The sequence below is a fragment of the Streptococcus sp. oral taxon 071 str. 73H25AP genome (assembly GCF_000146755.1).
Lineage (GTDB): Bacteria > Bacillota > Bacilli > Lactobacillales > Streptococcaceae > Streptococcus > Streptococcus oralis_T.
Map to the genome: position 1 here is coordinate 1,041,567 of NZ_GL397254.1, position 13,963 is coordinate 1,055,529.

At 39.2% G+C, this 13,963-nt stretch carries 17 protein-coding genes and 1 tRNA gene; 10 read left to right on the top strand and 8 right to left on the bottom strand.

From position 1 onward, the window contains the following. Nucleotides 1–6: 6 nt before the first annotated feature. Nucleotides 7–693 (bottom strand): YoaK family protein, encoded by a 687-nt coding sequence (locus tag HMPREF9189_RS07350; protein WP_001238354.1) that lies wholly within the window; start codon nucleotides 691–693, stop codon nucleotides 7–9. 155 nt (nucleotides 694–848) lie between these two features. Between HMPREF9189_RS07350 and HMPREF9189_RS07355 the strand changes: the two genes are divergently transcribed. Together HMPREF9189_RS07355 and HMPREF9189_RS07360 are read left to right on the top strand one after the other, a co-directional pair. Next, complete coding sequence (locus tag HMPREF9189_RS07355) at nucleotides 849–1,826, top strand: Gfo/Idh/MocA family protein (protein ID WP_000915917.1); 978 nt, start codon at nucleotides 849–851, stop codon at nucleotides 1,824–1,826. Continuing rightward, nucleotides 1,823–2,905 (top strand): DEAD/DEAH box helicase, encoded by a 1,083-nt coding sequence (locus tag HMPREF9189_RS07360; RefSeq protein ID WP_000850519.1) that lies wholly within the window; start codon nucleotides 1,823–1,825, stop codon nucleotides 2,903–2,905. The genes HMPREF9189_RS07355 and HMPREF9189_RS07360 overlap by 4 nt, the downstream gene beginning before the upstream one ends. A gap of 24 nt (nucleotides 2,906–2,929) precedes the next feature. Here the strand turns inward: HMPREF9189_RS07360 and HMPREF9189_RS07365 are convergent, their stop codons facing one another. Further along, on the bottom strand, nucleotides 2,930–3,307 hold the full coding sequence (locus HMPREF9189_RS07365; RefSeq protein WP_083771792.1) for a DUF1934 domain-containing protein: 378 nt from the start codon (nucleotides 3,305–3,307) through the stop codon (nucleotides 2,930–2,932). A 71-nt stretch (nucleotides 3,308–3,378) separates the two neighbouring features. Here HMPREF9189_RS07365 and HMPREF9189_RS07370 point away from each other — a divergent pair, with 71 nt between their 5' ends. The 8 genes from HMPREF9189_RS07370 to HMPREF9189_RS07415 all read left to right on the top strand — a co-directional run bounded on the left by HMPREF9189_RS07370 (nucleotide 3,379) and on the right by HMPREF9189_RS07415 (nucleotide 11,772). Continuing rightward, a complete protein-coding gene (locus HMPREF9189_RS07370) occupies nucleotides 3,379–4,686 on the top strand; it encodes an HD domain-containing protein (RefSeq protein WP_001003516.1) in 1,308 nt (435 codons plus the stop codon). Between the two features lie 9 nt (nucleotides 4,687–4,695). After that, entirely contained in the window at nucleotides 4,696–5,502 is an 807-nt protein-coding gene (gene yidA, locus HMPREF9189_RS07375; protein ID WP_000023494.1) for a sugar-phosphatase, read from the top strand. A 361-nt stretch (nucleotides 5,503–5,863) separates the two neighbouring features. Further along, on the top strand, nucleotides 5,864–6,631 hold the full coding sequence (locus tag HMPREF9189_RS07385; RefSeq protein ID WP_000371437.1) for a DUF4393 domain-containing protein: 768 nt from the start codon (nucleotides 5,864–5,866) through the stop codon (nucleotides 6,629–6,631). 352 nt (nucleotides 6,632–6,983) lie between these two features. Next, nucleotides 6,984–7,676, top strand: a complete 693-nt coding sequence (locus tag HMPREF9189_RS07390; protein WP_000037618.1) for a hypothetical protein — start codon at nucleotides 6,984–6,986, stop codon at nucleotides 7,674–7,676. Between the two features lie 289 nt (nucleotides 7,677–7,965). Further along, nucleotides 7,966–8,739 carry a S24 family peptidase gene (locus HMPREF9189_RS07395; RefSeq protein ID WP_000765804.1) on the top strand — a complete coding sequence of 258 codons (774 nt, stop codon included), beginning with the start codon at nucleotides 7,966–7,968 and terminating at the stop codon, nucleotides 8,737–8,739. 29 nt (nucleotides 8,740–8,768) lie between these two features. After that, a complete protein-coding gene (locus HMPREF9189_RS07400) occupies nucleotides 8,769–9,440 on the top strand; it encodes a zinc ribbon domain-containing protein (RefSeq protein WP_000666923.1) in 672 nt (223 codons plus the stop codon). 136 nt (nucleotides 9,441–9,576) lie between these two features. Beyond that, nucleotides 9,577–10,470 (top strand): type II toxin-antitoxin system PemK/MazF family toxin, encoded by an 894-nt coding sequence (locus HMPREF9189_RS07405; protein ID WP_141553777.1) that lies wholly within the window; start codon nucleotides 9,577–9,579, stop codon nucleotides 10,468–10,470. 456 nt (nucleotides 10,471–10,926) lie between these two features. Then, nucleotides 10,927–11,772 carry a site-specific integrase gene (locus tag HMPREF9189_RS07415; RefSeq protein WP_009729992.1) on the top strand — a complete coding sequence of 282 codons (846 nt, stop codon included), beginning with the start codon at nucleotides 10,927–10,929 and terminating at the stop codon, nucleotides 11,770–11,772. A gap of 36 nt (nucleotides 11,773–11,808) precedes the next feature. Here HMPREF9189_RS07415 and HMPREF9189_RS07420 read toward each other — a convergent pair. The 6 genes from HMPREF9189_RS07420 to HMPREF9189_RS07445 form a co-directional block, all read right to left on the bottom strand. Continuing rightward, nucleotides 11,809–11,880, bottom strand: a tRNA-Arg gene (locus HMPREF9189_RS07420). 42 nt (nucleotides 11,881–11,922) lie between these two features. Then, entirely contained in the window at nucleotides 11,923–12,270 is a 348-nt protein-coding gene (gene rplS, locus HMPREF9189_RS07425; RefSeq protein WP_001068669.1) for a 50S ribosomal protein L19, read from the bottom strand. Nucleotides 12,271–12,388: 118 nt separating this feature from the next. Continuing rightward, the gene (crcB, locus tag HMPREF9189_RS07430) at nucleotides 12,389–12,718 is read right to left on the bottom strand and encodes a fluoride efflux transporter CrcB (protein ID WP_000237419.1); all 330 of its coding nucleotides are present in this window, start codon (nucleotides 12,716–12,718) and stop codon (nucleotides 12,389–12,391) included. Continuing rightward, complete coding sequence (crcB, locus tag HMPREF9189_RS07435) at nucleotides 12,712–13,086, bottom strand: fluoride efflux transporter CrcB (protein ID WP_000712112.1); 375 nt, start codon at nucleotides 13,084–13,086, stop codon at nucleotides 12,712–12,714. Before crcB (HMPREF9189_RS07435) ends, crcB (HMPREF9189_RS07430) begins: the two co-directional genes overlap by 7 nt. Beyond that, a complete protein-coding gene (locus tag HMPREF9189_RS07440) occupies nucleotides 13,083–13,349 on the bottom strand; it encodes a chorismate mutase (RefSeq protein WP_001046954.1) in 267 nt (88 codons plus the stop codon). Before HMPREF9189_RS07440 ends, crcB (HMPREF9189_RS07435) begins: the two co-directional genes overlap by 4 nt. 115 nt (nucleotides 13,350–13,464) lie before the next feature. Then, on the bottom strand, nucleotides 13,465–13,908 hold the full coding sequence (locus tag HMPREF9189_RS07445) for a flavodoxin (RefSeq protein WP_001162125.1): 444 nt from the start codon (nucleotides 13,906–13,908) through the stop codon (nucleotides 13,465–13,467). Nucleotides 13,909–13,963 lie beyond the last annotated feature (55 nt).

A 13,963-nucleotide genomic window follows, 5' to 3' on the forward strand; every position in this document is an offset into this window, starting at 1 on the left:
TTAAAATTAAGCTTTTTCTTTCCCTTTTTTTCTCCAAGAAGCAAAAAGCATGCTGAAGTAAAAGATACTCATCATAAGAGGAATACCTAGAATTGTCTTCTCCTGATAGTAAATCGTCAAATAAGCTGAAAAAATAACTCCGAAGACAAAACTGCTAAGTAAACTAACAAAAATCAAGCCCTCTCGTAGGAAAGGCGTATGCTTGGTCCGGAAATAATCACCAAAAGCCAACATAGTTCGTTTGATATTCCCTGTCATAAAAGCATTATTATAGGCAATCCCTGACACTTCTCCAAAAGCAGTTGTCACCAGTCCCATACAGAAGGCCAATGGCGGTACGAGATAGATATTCTCTACAGTTTGCGGCACAAAGCCAATAATTAGGGACAGGACTGCAAGTGGAATTACGGACAAAATTGGCTTTTTAACAATTCTCAATTTTTCCTTATAAATAGTTAATAAAAGGACCCCCATCATAAAAGCTAGCAAGGTCATTACTTTGGCACTGGCATCTGACACATTGTGTTGAATGAGTCCTACTGATAGAAAAACTACATTCCCAGTCTGTCCTGCCACAAGGGTATTCCCTCGCACGATAAAGGTATAGGCATCTACATATCCTGCACAAAAAGTCAAAAAAAGCGCTAGCCTTTTAGACTGACGTGATATTTTTCTTATTGGTAATAATCTCATTTTCTCCCCCTTTTCATTTCATCTACTTATCTAAATATTGTACCACTTTCTTTGAGAAAAGCGTAGTCCATTTGAAAATTTTTACCATCTGTTGGATAGTCCTTCTTTTCTATGTTATAATGAAGGAAGGATTTAAAGTCGGAAAAGGAGTATCTATGCTTAAACTAGGTGTCATCGGAACAAGCGCTATCAGCCATCACTTCATAGAGGCAGCCCATACCAGTGGCCAATACCAGCTGGTTGCTGTCTACTCTAGAAAGTTAGAAACTGCGGCAACCTTTGCTTCTCGTTATCAAGATATCCAACTCTTTGATCAATTAGAAGACTTCTTTAAGTCTTCCTTTGATGTAGTCTATATCGCTAGTCCAAACTCCTTGCATTTTGTTCAAACCAAGGCTGCCTTGTCTTTTGGCAAGCATGTCATTCTTGAAAAGCCAGCTGTCACTCAGCCACATGAATGGCTGGATTTGAGACAGACAGCTGAGAAAAATCACTGTTTTATCTTTGAAGCGGCACGAAACTACCACGAGGAAGCTTTTACCACTATCAAAAACTTTTTAGCAGACAAGCAAGTGCTGGGAGCAGATTTCAACTATGCCAAGTATTCTTCCAAGATGCCAAACTTATTGGCTGGACAGACACCAAATGTCTTTTCAGACCGTTTTGCTGGCGGAGCCCTTATGGATTTGGGGATTTATCCTCTCTACGCTGCCGTTCGCCTCTTTGGAAAAGCTCAGGACGCGACCTATCAGGCTCAACAGCTTGACAATAGCATTGACCTAAATGGAGACGGTATCCTCTTCTACCCTGACTTTCAAGTTCATATCAAGGCTGGGAAAAACATCACTTCCAATCTTCCTTGTGAGATTTATACAGCAGATGGAACCTTGAAACTCAACACGATTGAACATGTCCGCTCAGCTATTTTTAGCGACCACCAAGGAAATCAAGTCCAGCTCCCTATCCAACAAGCTCCCCATACGATGACTGAGGAAGTTGCTGCATTCGCACAGATGATCCAGCAACCAGACCAGACGCTCTACCAGAACTGGCTGGATGATGCAGGCTCTGTTCATGATTTACTCTATACCATGCGCCAGACTGCTGGCATTAGATTTGAGGCAGAAAAATGAAAACCAAACTACTCACTGAATGGCAGGAATTGAGCGGCCAGCTCGGTTTCCAAGAATTTACTCCCATTCAAACTCAACTATTTGAGCCCATTCTTGCTGGAGAAAACCTCCTAGGAGTAAGCCCGACAGGAACTGGTAAGACCCTCGCTTACTTACTCCCAAGTCTTCTCAGACTACAAAAGAAAAAAGCCCAGCAACTCTTAATTCTAGCACCAAATACAGAACTTGCTGGACAGATTTTTGACGTATGTAAAACGTGGGCTGAAGCTATCGGCTTGACTGCTCAGCTCTTCCTATCAGGTTCCAGTCAGAAACGTCAGATTGAACGCCTTAAAAAAGGACCAGAAATTCTCATCGGAACTCCTGGCCGTATCTTTGAGTTAATTAAATTGAAAAAAATCAAGATGATGAATGTGGAAACCATCATTCTAGATGAATTTGATCAATTACTTGATGATTCTCAGATTCACTTTGTTGAGAAAATCACTCACTACGCACCTCGTGACCACCAACTCATCTACATGAGTGCAACGACCAAGTTTGACCAAGAAAAGATTGCTCCAAACACGCGCACCATTGATCTTTCTGACCAAAAGTTGGACAACATCCAACATTTCTACATGCAGGTGGACCAACGTCACCGAGTGGATATGCTACGAAAACTGGCTCATGTAGAGGATTTTCGTGGTCTGGTCTTCTTTAATAGTTTGTCAGACCTTGGAAGTGCAGAAGAAAAGCTACAGTATCGTGATATCTTGGCTGTTTCCCTCGCGAGTGATGTCAATGTTAAGTTTAGAAAAGTTATCTTGGAAAAATTTAAGAACAAGCAACTAACTCTTCTTCTTGCAACAGACCTTCTGGCTCGCGGAATTGATATCGATAGCCTAGAATGTGTCGTAAACTTTGATATTCCTAGAGACATCGAGACTTACACTCATCGAGCTGGCCGTACAGGTCGCATGGGCAAAGAGGGCTATGTGATCACTCTCGTAACCCATCCTGAAGAACTTAAAAAACTCAAGAAATTTGCAAGTGTACGTGAAATTATCTTAAAAAACCAAGAACTCTATATCAAATAAGGTTGGCTTTCGCCAACCTTTTTCTTATCCCCAAGTAATTTCCAATTGATAGCTGGCAAAGGGGTGTCCCTCTTGATTTTGTAGCTGATAGGCTAGTTCAATCTTTTGCCCATCCAGTTTGTAGTGACTTGTTTGAATGATAAACTCCTGCATCCCCATTGGTGTAGGAATATAGGCTAAACTATCACTCTCCTTTAGAAAACGCATGATGGTTTTCGGATTGGAAAAACGGGTCATCACCAGTTCTTCTTGATGAAACTTGAGAACCACTTTTTCCTTTTCCTCATTATAAAAGAGTAAATAGCTATAATCCCCTTTTTCACGCACTTCCACGTCATAGAGTTGGTCGATGACTTCCAACTGTTCATCAAGCTGAATCCTATTTCGCATCCGAATCTTCACATCAAATCCTCTTTCTTGTCTCTTGTCCTACTATTTTACCAAAAAGAGCAGGATTTTGCTATAATGGTCATATGAACGAAAAAGTATTCCGTGACCCAGTTCACAACTATATCCATGTCAATAACCAGGTCATCTATGACTTGATCAATACAAAGGAATTTCAACGTCTACGCCGTATTAAGCAACTAGGAACTTCTAGTTATACCTTCCACGGTGGGGAGCACAGTCGCTTCTCTCACTGTCTTGGAGTCTATGAGATTGCACGACGTATCACGGAGATTTTTGAAGAAAAATATCCTGAAGAATGGGATCCTGCTGAGTCTCTCTTGACCATGACCGCTGCGCTCCTTCATGACCTCGGGCATGGTGCCTACTCCCATACTTTTGAACATCTCTTTGATACAGATCATGAGGCCATTACTCAGGAAATCATCCAATGTCCTGAGACAGAGATTCACCAAGTCCTGCTACAAGTAGCGCCAGATTTCCCAGAAAAGGTAGCCAGTGTCATCGACCATACCTATCCTAACAAGCAGGTCGTGCAACTCATTTCCAGTCAGATTGATGCGGACCGCATGGACTATCTCTTGCGCGACTCCTATTTTACAGGAGCATCTTATGGGGAATTTGACCTGACTCGCATCCTCCGAGTCATTCGTCCAGTCGAAAATGGGATTGCCTTTCAGCGAAATGGCATGCATGCCATCGAAGACTATGTTCTCAGTCGCTACCAGATGTACATGCAGGTTTATTTTCACCCAGCAACTCGGGCCATGGAAGTCCTCCTACAGAATCTTCTCAAACGCGCCAAGGAACTCTATCCTGAAGATAAGGACTTCTTTGCACGGACTTCTCCACATTTGCTACCTTTTTTTGAAAAGAAAGTTAGTCTATCTGACTATCTGGCTCTGGATGATGGCGTGATGAATACCTACTTCCAACTCTGGATGACCAGTCCTGACAAGATTCTCGCTGACTTGTCGCAACGCTTTGTCAACCGCAAAGTCTTTAAATCCATCACCTTTTCACAAGAAGACCAAGACCAACTCGCAACCATGAGAAAACTTGTTGAAGAAATCGGTTTTGATCCAGACTACTATACTGCTATTCATAAGAACTTTGACCTCCCTTATGATATCTATCGTCCCGAATCTGAAAACCCGCGGACACAGATTGAGATTTTACAAAAAAATGGTGAACTGGCAGAACTCTCTAGCCTGTCTCCTATCGTCCAATCCCTTGCTGGCAGCCGCCACGGAGATAATCGTTTTTATTTCCCAAAAGAAATGTTGGACCAAAACAGCATCTTCGCAAGCATTACCCAGCAATTTTTACACTTGATTGAGAACGATCATTTTAGCCCAAATAAGAACGAATAGAGGAAATATATGAGTATTAAACTAATCGCCGTCGATATCGATGGTACCCTGGTTAACAGTAAAAAGGAGATCACTCCGGAAGTCTTTTCTGCCATCCAAGATACCAAACAAGCTGGTGTCAAGGTCGTCATTGCAACGGGTCGTCCTATCACAGGCGTTGCCAAACTTCTGGACGACTTACAGTTGAGAGACGAGGGTGACTATGTGGTAACCTTCAACGGTGCCCTTGTCCAAGAAACTGCTACTGGCCATGAGATTATCAGCGAATCCTTGACCTATGAGGATTATCTGGATATGGAATTTCTCAGTCGCAAGCTCGGTGTTCACATGCACGCTATTACCAAGGACGGTATCTATACTGCCAATCGCAATATCGGAAAATACACAGTGCACGAATCAACCCTCGTCAGCATGCCTATCTTTTACCGCACACCTGAAGAAATGGCTGGCAAGGAAATCGTCAAATGTATGTTTATTGATGAACCAGAGATTCTCGATGCTGCGATTGAAAAGATACCAGCAGAATTTTACGAACGCTACTCTATCAACAAATCTGCTCCTTTCTACCTTGAACTCCTTAAAAAGAATGTAGACAAGGGTTCAGCCATCACTCACTTAGCTGAAAAACTAGGATTGACCAAAGATGAAACCATGGCAATCGGGGACGAAGAAAATGACCGCGCCATGCTGGAAGTCGTTGGAAATCCCGTTGTCATGGAAAATGGAAATCCAGAACTCAAAAAAATCGCCAAATACATCACCAAAACAAATGACGAATCTGGCGTTGCTCATGCCATCCGTACGTGGGTGTTGTAGCAAAAGGTAAGAATAGACGAAAACCGCTCTGCTGAGCGGTTTTTATATGAATATATCACAATGAAAGTAAATCAATAAATTGAATTGCAGTTGTACAGTTACTTAAATCTTGAGAGTACAAAAACCCTTGTAGCGTTTTGGAATCCCAATCGGGAGGCATAACCGTTTCCTCCTTATCTAGCTTTATTTTTTTACTTTTTATGCCTATATATGCCATTACACTATATATTGTGTTTGTTTTAGGTTTCAACCCCTTTGTTTGCACAATATATTGACAAACATTGTTGTTTATCATATAATATATCTTGACTAGGACCTCTCACCGTTTTAGTCAAAAAATCAATAGAAAGAAATAATAATTATGGATCCTAACCAATTTCAAGACTTCCTTCCTCTTGTTACAGGATTTTTAGGAGGAGCTACTTCAGCCGGTGTATTCGCTGGGCCTATTCAAACATTGCAAGATTGGTGGTATATCAATTATGGACACAACGTTTCTAATCAAGCAGCATTATTGCGTGCAAAAAACGAAATTGATGTTGAGAATCTCAGAAATAACACGCTTCAAGAAGTGGCTACTATCCCACCAGAAAATATTCAAGAACCACCCCTAAAAATATTAGGTCCTGCTTTGGAAGCATCTAAGTATTATATTGAGGAAGAAGAGTTACGCTCTATGTTCGCGAAAATATTAGCAAGTTCATTTGACGATCGGAAAAACTCGATTATACACCCGTCTTTCGTTGAAATTATCAAGCAACTAGATATCACAGATGCACGTATTCTCCAGAACTTGAAAGCAAATAATTACGCAACAGAATCCCCGATTCCTTGCATGAAAGCTGTAATAAAATACGACGATGGTACTAAAATAATATTTCCAATCATTTATTTTATAGATGGAACCGAAGGGATTGATGAACTCGCTCCTTCTTTAACGAACTTAGAACGACTAGGCCTTTTAAAGATTAAGAGTGATACGTATTCAACAGACGATTCAAACTATGATTTCATTAGAAACACCCCTCTTGTTCAACATATTCTTCAAAACTATCCAGAAGTTAGTATTGAAAAAATGTGTTTTTCTATCACTCCCCTAGGGAGGAATTTTTTGGAAGTTTGCTTATGATATCTTCAGCAAATTTCTTAACGCTTGATGTTTCGAAATCCATATATTTTTTGTACAGTTCATTTACTTTATAAATGTGGTAATGCATCATAGTATATGTCACAACTAAAGATGTCAGAACTGATATGATAAATGTTTCCATTTCTTCTCCTTACGATCTGATCGTTAGTGATTTCTTGATATAACTTGCTTTTATATTCCTGCAAACAATCTTATTGCTATCCAGAACTATTTTATGGTCTACCTTTACGAGGGCGGGCTCTTTTTTGACTATACGGGTATCGTTTTGGTCTCATTTCCCCACCCCCTTTCAAATGTGGTATAATCAAAATAAAACGATTGGAGAAATCTTATGTCTAAAAAAATCTGTTTTATCGTTTGCCCTATCGGAGAAGATAACTCTGAAATTCGGAAACACTCTGATACGGTACTAAATTACATTATCACACCCGCTCTTTCGCAAGACGAGTTTGACATTATTCGTGTTGATTCATTACCTACAGTAGATAGAATCGACCAAACGATTATAGAATATTTACAGACTGCTGACCTAGTAATAGCTGATATGACTGGTCACAATGCAAATGTTTTCTATGAATTTGGGTACCGTCAAGCACTTGGTAAACTTGTCATTCCTATCATAGAAGAAGGACACTCTATCCCATTTGACGTCACCACTTTAAGAGCTATAAAATATGCTATAAATGATTTAGACAAAGCTAATACTGCAATAAAACGACTAAAGGAAACGATTGAAATTTTTGATTTTGAGAGCCATTCTGATACCTCAACTCTCTCTTCATCAAATATAGATACATCTGTTTTGACAACTATAAATAATAAATTAGATGCCATCATGGATCTTATCGCTCAAAATAATGCGACTATTATTGACACGGTAGCTGAACAAGTTGCTAAACACTCTAAACCAGAACAAACTATGGAAGAACGTATGCTAGCTTTGATACTCCCTGAAATGATTAAAAACCCCGAATCGCTCAATGCTCTTGCGAACTTGGGTCAGAAACAAACTGGTCAGTCCTAAGTTTTAAAGCATCTACGCTACCTTTTAAGAAAGCCGTGGTCAACTCTAACTCATCTAACTTCTCAGCAATATATGTCACGGTCCTCAATATCTCATTGAGGGCTGTTCTTTCTATTTCGTTCATCTTTCTACTCCTTCCTTTTTTGCTCTTGGTTTTTGTTATTTACTTAAGCTTGATTGTGGTTTAATACGTTAAACATAAAATGTCAAGTGTGTTAAACAAAAAAATTTACTTTTTTTGTTTAAAGATGTATAATAGATTAAACAATATATAGAAAGGAGTTTTTAAATGAAGTTAGGAGAATTACTTAAAGCATATAGAACTGAGCATAAATTATCAATGGATGCTTTTTGTGAATTATCTGATTTAACAAAAGGATATATTTCTATGCTTGAAAAAAACGAACATCCGAAATCGAAAAAACCCATCGTCCCTTCGTATGAAACAATAGAAAAAATTGCTAAAGGTATGCGGATCTCTGTTGAAGGCTTAATTGATATGCTTGATGACGACCAAGAAATTCAAATTAATGCTACTCCCCCTGTTCTTTCAAAATCCTCCATCCAAACCATCTACGACCAACTAGCACCTCCAAGACAAGGCAAGGTCTTGACGTATGCCGAAAAACAACTGAACGAGCAGAGGAACGAAGAAGAAACGAAGATAAACGAAGTATCGGAAGTTATTCAGTTATATAGTTACGACTATTACGACCATCCAGCTTCAGCAGGGACAGGGCAGTATTTGAACGATGTACGAGTGGAACGGATTGAGTTGCCCGTTGATGTTGATGCTGATTTTGTTATTCCGATCAAAGGTGACTCTATGGAGCCCAACTACCACGATGGTGACCTGGTATTCATTCAGACCAGCGTGGACTTAAATAATGGCGTTATCGGCGTATTCAACTACAACGGCGATGCTTATATCAAGCAACTTGTTATTGATAAAGACCAAGCTTACTTGCATAGCTTGAACCCTGTATACAAAGATATGCCAATCACAACAGAAACGGATTTCCGAATTATCGGTGAAGTCGTGGATTTGTATAGAGAGAAATAAAAAATCATATAATTTCATTGGAGGTCAATATGAAATTTTGTCCTGAATGTGGCAATCCAGTAGAGGGCTACAAGTTCTGCCCAAATTGCGGTTTTTCCATCGCTAAACAAGAACCGACTGAACAGCCTCAGCCAGTCAAGAAACCAGCTTCTCCGTCTCCTACTGCTGTAAGCAGGAAAACAGACAAAGTCGGTCCACTTGAGATTGACAGATACCATCGCACTTATCGCATAAATGGAGCTCGCAAAGCAAAAGGCTCATCTGGTTTGGTCGGAGGAGCAATCAAAGGTACAGCAAAAGCTACACTTGCAGTTAGTACGATGGGATTGTCTTTGATTCCGTCCTTGGTTAAGAAAGACAAGAACGATACTGGATGGTATTCGTTCGAGGATTTGGTGTCTTATGAATTGATTGTAAACAATCAGACTGTTGTTTCGGGTGGTGTTGGACAAGCTTTGGTTGCCGGTGCTATGTTTGGTGCGGTTGGTGCTGTTGCAGGCGGTATCGTATCCAAACGAAAATCAACCTCAAAAATTTTGGACATGACCCTTCGTGTAACTTCAAATGACTTCACCAAACCAGTTGTATTCATTGACTTGATTAGAAAGCCAGTCAAGAACACTTCAAAAGAGTACAAGGAAGCAGTCGAAAACGCTCAGCGAATCATGGGAGCCTTGGATGTTATCGTCCATAATTCATAAATAAAAAAATCCCACGTTCACAAAATTTGGCGACTCTGAGCGTGTATAGAGGGAAATAAAAAAGCATCGTTAACGTGACAATGGTTAACGAAGAGTTTTATAGATTAACTGGTAGTTAATGAGGATAGAAAAAATTATGGGAAGTAATAGAACAAACGAAGAAATAGCTGTCTACACTGCCACGATAATACAAGAACTAGAGGATTATCTTCATCTCCTTCAGAGAATGGATGATGAAGGGAATAAACGATCTGATAAAATAGCGCAGTGGATAGAGAATTGGGTAAAATACTTAAAGATAGAACAAGGTTTTAATTCGCGAAGTATTCAGGCTTTAAAAAGAGGAAGTATCGTTTATGCTGATTTTGGTTTTAATGTTGGTAGAGAATATGGAGGCCTTCATTATGCGATAGTTCTGAATAAAACAGATGCACGTTCAAACCATCTTCTTCATGTATTACCTTTAACATCTGTAAAAGAAACAACTGATATATCTAATTTGAAATATTTTCAATTTCTAATTGGCGACGAAGTGTTTCAGCTATTGAAAAATGAGGCAAATCGAAAAATTACAGAATTAACTGAATTGTATGATCGTTTTTCAAAAAAAGATGATGAATTGCAAGAAAAAGTTGCAATGGTTGAATCGTTAATCGAAGATAATAAAAAAACTTTTGAAATACTTAAAAATATACCGAGTTCTGATATAGACGATTCTTCTATTGAGCAAATACTAACTATCAATAAAAATATAAACTTCGCAAGTGAACAGGCAGATAAAATACGACAGGAAGCAAAAGAAAATGCAATTTTACTTGCAGAACTCAAGGAGAAACTGGAGTATGCTAATAAATTTATTCTAAAAACACAAAATATGAACAAAGATAGCATCGTTCTATTGAATCAGGTTACGACAATTAGTAAAATGAGGCTCTATGATCCCAAAAATAACAATTCAATTTTGAATGGTATTGTGCTTTCTGATGATACTATGAACAAAATAGATGAGGCGCTGAAAAATATTTTTTAAAATTCGAGTATTTTTATTGACTTTTCTTAAAATTAGGGTTAGAATAGGGTCATAAGGTCGCTTGACGACAAAATATATGATACTGTCCCAAGAGGACAATTCTAGCCCTGCTCTTATGAGTAGGGCTTTTAGTTTATTAAAAATCCCCACACTCGCCATCACCAAATTTTGAGTGTGAGGATATCCTCTATAGTAAAAGGCATTAAATGGCCCTCTTTACTATACCCATTTTAACAAGAAATGAGGTAAAAATCAAATGGCATCATACAGAAAAAGAGAAAATGGAAAATATAAAAAAGCTGAGAAGGGAGGCTTCCTAACAAAAAAGCTACCCAGATTGCAGAAGCTGAGCGAGAGAAAGAACTACTACTCTCCTCTCATGTTTCAGACGACATTACTCTTTACGACTACTTTAAACAATGGGCAACCGTTCATAAGAAACCTAATATTTCTCCCGTGACTTGGCAAGTTTATCAAGTCACTAGTCGCAACATTGAAAAATTGTTACCTGGGGCGAAACTTAAAAACATAACCAATTTAATCTACCAGAAAGCCTTAAATACATTTGCTGAAACGCATTCTCAAGCAACAGTTGAAAGATTGAATATTCATATCAAGCAATGCATCGCTATGGCAGTTCACGAAGAAGTCATTCAAAAGGATTTCACCACCTTTGCTAAAGCTGTTTCTCAACACAGAGGCGTAGAGAAAGAAACAAAACTCCTAGAAGTGGATGAATACAAAAATGTTATAGCCGTATCAAAGAATAAGATGGACGTTCAATCATATGCAGTAATATACCTCATTGCAGTCACTGGCATGCGTTTTGCTGAGTGTCTGGGACTTACCTGGGATAATGTAGATCATGACAACAAACTACTTGCCGTAGATAAAACATGGAATTATAAGACTAATCTTGATTTTAGTGCTACAAAAACAAAAAGCAGTATCCGAAAGATACCACTTGACGATGAAACACTTAAATTACTAAAAATCTACCAGAAAGAACATTGGATCCATAACAAAGAAAATCGTATCTTCTCTAACATATCAAACAATGCAGTCAACAAAACACTAAGAAGAATTGTTGGTAGAAATATCCATGCTCATTCTCTTAGACATACTTATGCTTCTTTTCTAATTTCTCAACGTGTCGAATTGCTTTCTATTTCGAAAATTCTTGGTCATGAGAATATGAACATCACTATCGAAGTCTATGCTCATCAATTAAAAGAACTAGAAGAGGCAAGTAACTCGGAAGTAAGAGAGATATTCGCAAATTTAGGGGCGAATTTAGGATGAAACACCGCAAATGCCCAGTAAAATCAATAGTTTCTATGCCCCCTGCAGGAATCGAACCTGCAACTACTCCTTAGGAGGGAGTTGTTATATCCATTGAACTAAGGGAGCTAGAGAAAAACCCTGCTGGGTAAGCAGAGTTTTTTAGTCGAATTAACGACGGATTTCTTTGATACGAGCTGCTTTACCTTGAAGAGCACGCAAGTAGTACAATTTCGCACGACGTACTTTACCGTAACGAACAACTTCAATCTTTTCAACACGTGGAGTGTGGATTGGGAAGATACGCTCAACACCTACACCGTTAGAGATTTTACGAACTGTGTAGTTTTCTGAGATGCCAGCACCTTTACGTGCGATAACAACACCTTCAAAAATCTGGATACGTTCACGGTTTCCTTCGACAACTTTCGCGTGTACACGAACAGTGTCACCAGGACGGAATGATGGGATATCTGTACGAAGTTGACCTTCAGTCAAGCTTTGGATTAATGGATTCATTTTATTCTCCTATCTTTGTCAATCTTGAGGAATCTTCCTCAGCGGATAAACTGTATTTTTGTGCGTCCATTACACACAAGATACAGTTTACCAAATTTCCACCTAAAAGTAAAGAAATTTATAGCAGAATTCCTAAAAAAATCGCTAGAAAACCGCCTAGATATGTTAAGAGAAAATAGCTATAAAATACCTTCTTGTCACTTAATAGTCTTTGCAGCTCGTCATTCAAGGTTGAAAAGGTCGTCAACCCACCACAAAAACCTGTCGCTAGGATAGCATAAACTTCCTTAGACTCCACATGATTGTAGAGTAAGCCAATCAAAAAACAACCGAGAAGATTGGCTATAAGAGTTCCTAGAGGTACTTTTGAAGCTTGATTGTAGCTAGAAAAGAAATAACGCACCAGGGCTCCAAGCCCACAGGCGATTGCAAGATAAACGATTACCATTTCTTCCTCCCTAGAACATAAGCCAAGAGCAGACCTCCACCAATGCTCAAAAATAAGTAGATGCCTAAACTAAGATAACGCCCGGTATCGAGCAATTTCACAGCATCAAGCATTAGACTAGAAAAGGTTGTTAGCCCACCACAAAATCCTGTACCCAGCGCCAAAACCAAGCCTTTACTAGTTCCCTTATAGACCAGATAGCCTTTCACCAGATAGACCAGGCAGATAATGCCCAGATAGTTGACAAGGAGGGTGCCCCAAGGAAAGCCTGGGCTGGCTGGTAACCAAGTGGAAATGAGATAGCGGACAAGGCCTCCCACCATTGCAGCTAGAAAAATCCCTAGCGGATAGAATTGTTCTTTTTTCATTTGATGTTTTGATCCTGATAATCACGCGAACGTTTGAGAATGTCTGAAAAAGTCGCAACAATGGTCTCCTGATAGCGCTTATCTTCTACTCGATTTTTGACTTTTTCAAAAATAACTTCTTCTCTCTTAGAATCTAAGATTGGCTTACCAGATGCTTTCTTATAAGCGACAACCCCTTCAACTAAATGCATTCTTTCTTCCAGGAGCTTGACGATTTGATCGTCGATTTGATCAATTTCTTGGCGAATAATATCTAAGTTCATACAGTCTCCTCCTTTATTTGAATTATTGTATCAAAAAGCCACCAAATAGGCTAGTAAAATCCTCAAATAACTAATGAAAAACGCACTGACCTATTAAATCAGCGCACTTTAATGCTTATCCTACTTTTGCAGCCAATTCTTCTGCGAATTGTTCCAAACGTTCGATGTCTTCTTCTTCGGCAGAAAGGTCTACTTTAACGCACTCTGAACCTTTTTCAGCTCCTGTCGCTACAAAAACGCGATCAAAGTCATCGACAGCCTTACAGAATTCGTCGTAGAAGGTGTCACCTGAACCAACAACTCCGTAGATTTTACCATTCAAGTTGAGATCAGCTAGATCTTCGTAGAAGTCCATCATCTCATCTGGCAATTCTCCATCACCGTAAGTATAGGTCGCAACGATTGCGATGTCCGCCTCCAAGAAGTCTGAAGCGTCAACAGTTGTACATTCATCCACGTCGACATCCAAGCCCAAGTCACGTAATTTGTCTGCTACAATATCTGCAATTTCTTCGGTATTACCGGTCATACTGGCAAATACAATTTTTGCTAATGCCATATCGTCCTCCTCAATTTATCTTTCTCCATTATATCACATCTTTTTCATTTTAAAA

Excerpts from the sequence above, each read along its gene's own strand:
- HMPREF9189_RS07350 (WP_001238354.1), bottom strand. The coding sequence starts at position 693 with ATGAGATTATTACCAATAAGAAAAATATCACGTCAGTCTAAAAGGCTA.
- HMPREF9189_RS07355 (WP_000915917.1), top strand. The coding sequence starts at position 849 with ATGCTTAAACTAGGTGTCATCGGAACAAGCGCTATCAGCCATCACTTC.
- HMPREF9189_RS07360 (WP_000850519.1), top strand. The coding sequence starts at position 1,823 with ATGAAAACCAAACTACTCACTGAATGGCAGGAATTGAGCGGCCAGCTC.
- HMPREF9189_RS07370 (WP_001003516.1), top strand. The coding sequence starts at position 3,379 with ATGAACGAAAAAGTATTCCGTGACCCAGTTCACAACTATATCCATGTC.
- yidA (WP_000023494.1), top strand. The coding sequence starts at position 4,696 with ATGAGTATTAAACTAATCGCCGTCGATATCGATGGTACCCTGGTTAAC.
- HMPREF9189_RS07385 (WP_000371437.1), top strand. The coding sequence starts at position 5,864 with ATGGATCCTAACCAATTTCAAGACTTCCTTCCTCTTGTTACAGGATTT.
- HMPREF9189_RS07390 (WP_000037618.1), top strand. The coding sequence starts at position 6,984 with ATGTCTAAAAAAATCTGTTTTATCGTTTGCCCTATCGGAGAAGATAAC.
- HMPREF9189_RS07395 (WP_000765804.1), top strand. The coding sequence starts at position 7,966 with ATGAAGTTAGGAGAATTACTTAAAGCATATAGAACTGAGCATAAATTA.
- HMPREF9189_RS07400 (WP_000666923.1), top strand. The coding sequence starts at position 8,769 with ATGAAATTTTGTCCTGAATGTGGCAATCCAGTAGAGGGCTACAAGTTC.
- HMPREF9189_RS07405 (WP_141553777.1), top strand. The coding sequence starts at position 9,577 with ATGGGAAGTAATAGAACAAACGAAGAAATAGCTGTCTACACTGCCACG.
- rplS (WP_001068669.1), bottom strand. The coding sequence starts at position 12,270 with ATGAATCCATTAATCCAAAGCTTGACTGAAGGTCAACTTCGTACAGAT.
- crcB (WP_000237419.1), bottom strand. The coding sequence starts at position 12,718 with ATGGTAATCGTTTATCTTGCAATCGCCTGTGGGCTTGGAGCCCTGGTG.
- crcB (WP_000712112.1), bottom strand. The coding sequence starts at position 13,086 with ATGAAAAAAGAACAATTCTATCCGCTAGGGATTTTTCTAGCTGCAATG.
- HMPREF9189_RS07440 (WP_001046954.1), bottom strand. The coding sequence starts at position 13,349 with ATGAACTTAGATATTATTCGCCAAGAAATTGATCAAATCGACGATCAA.
- HMPREF9189_RS07445 (WP_001162125.1), bottom strand. The coding sequence starts at position 13,908 with ATGGCATTAGCAAAAATTGTATTTGCCAGTATGACCGGTAATACCGAA.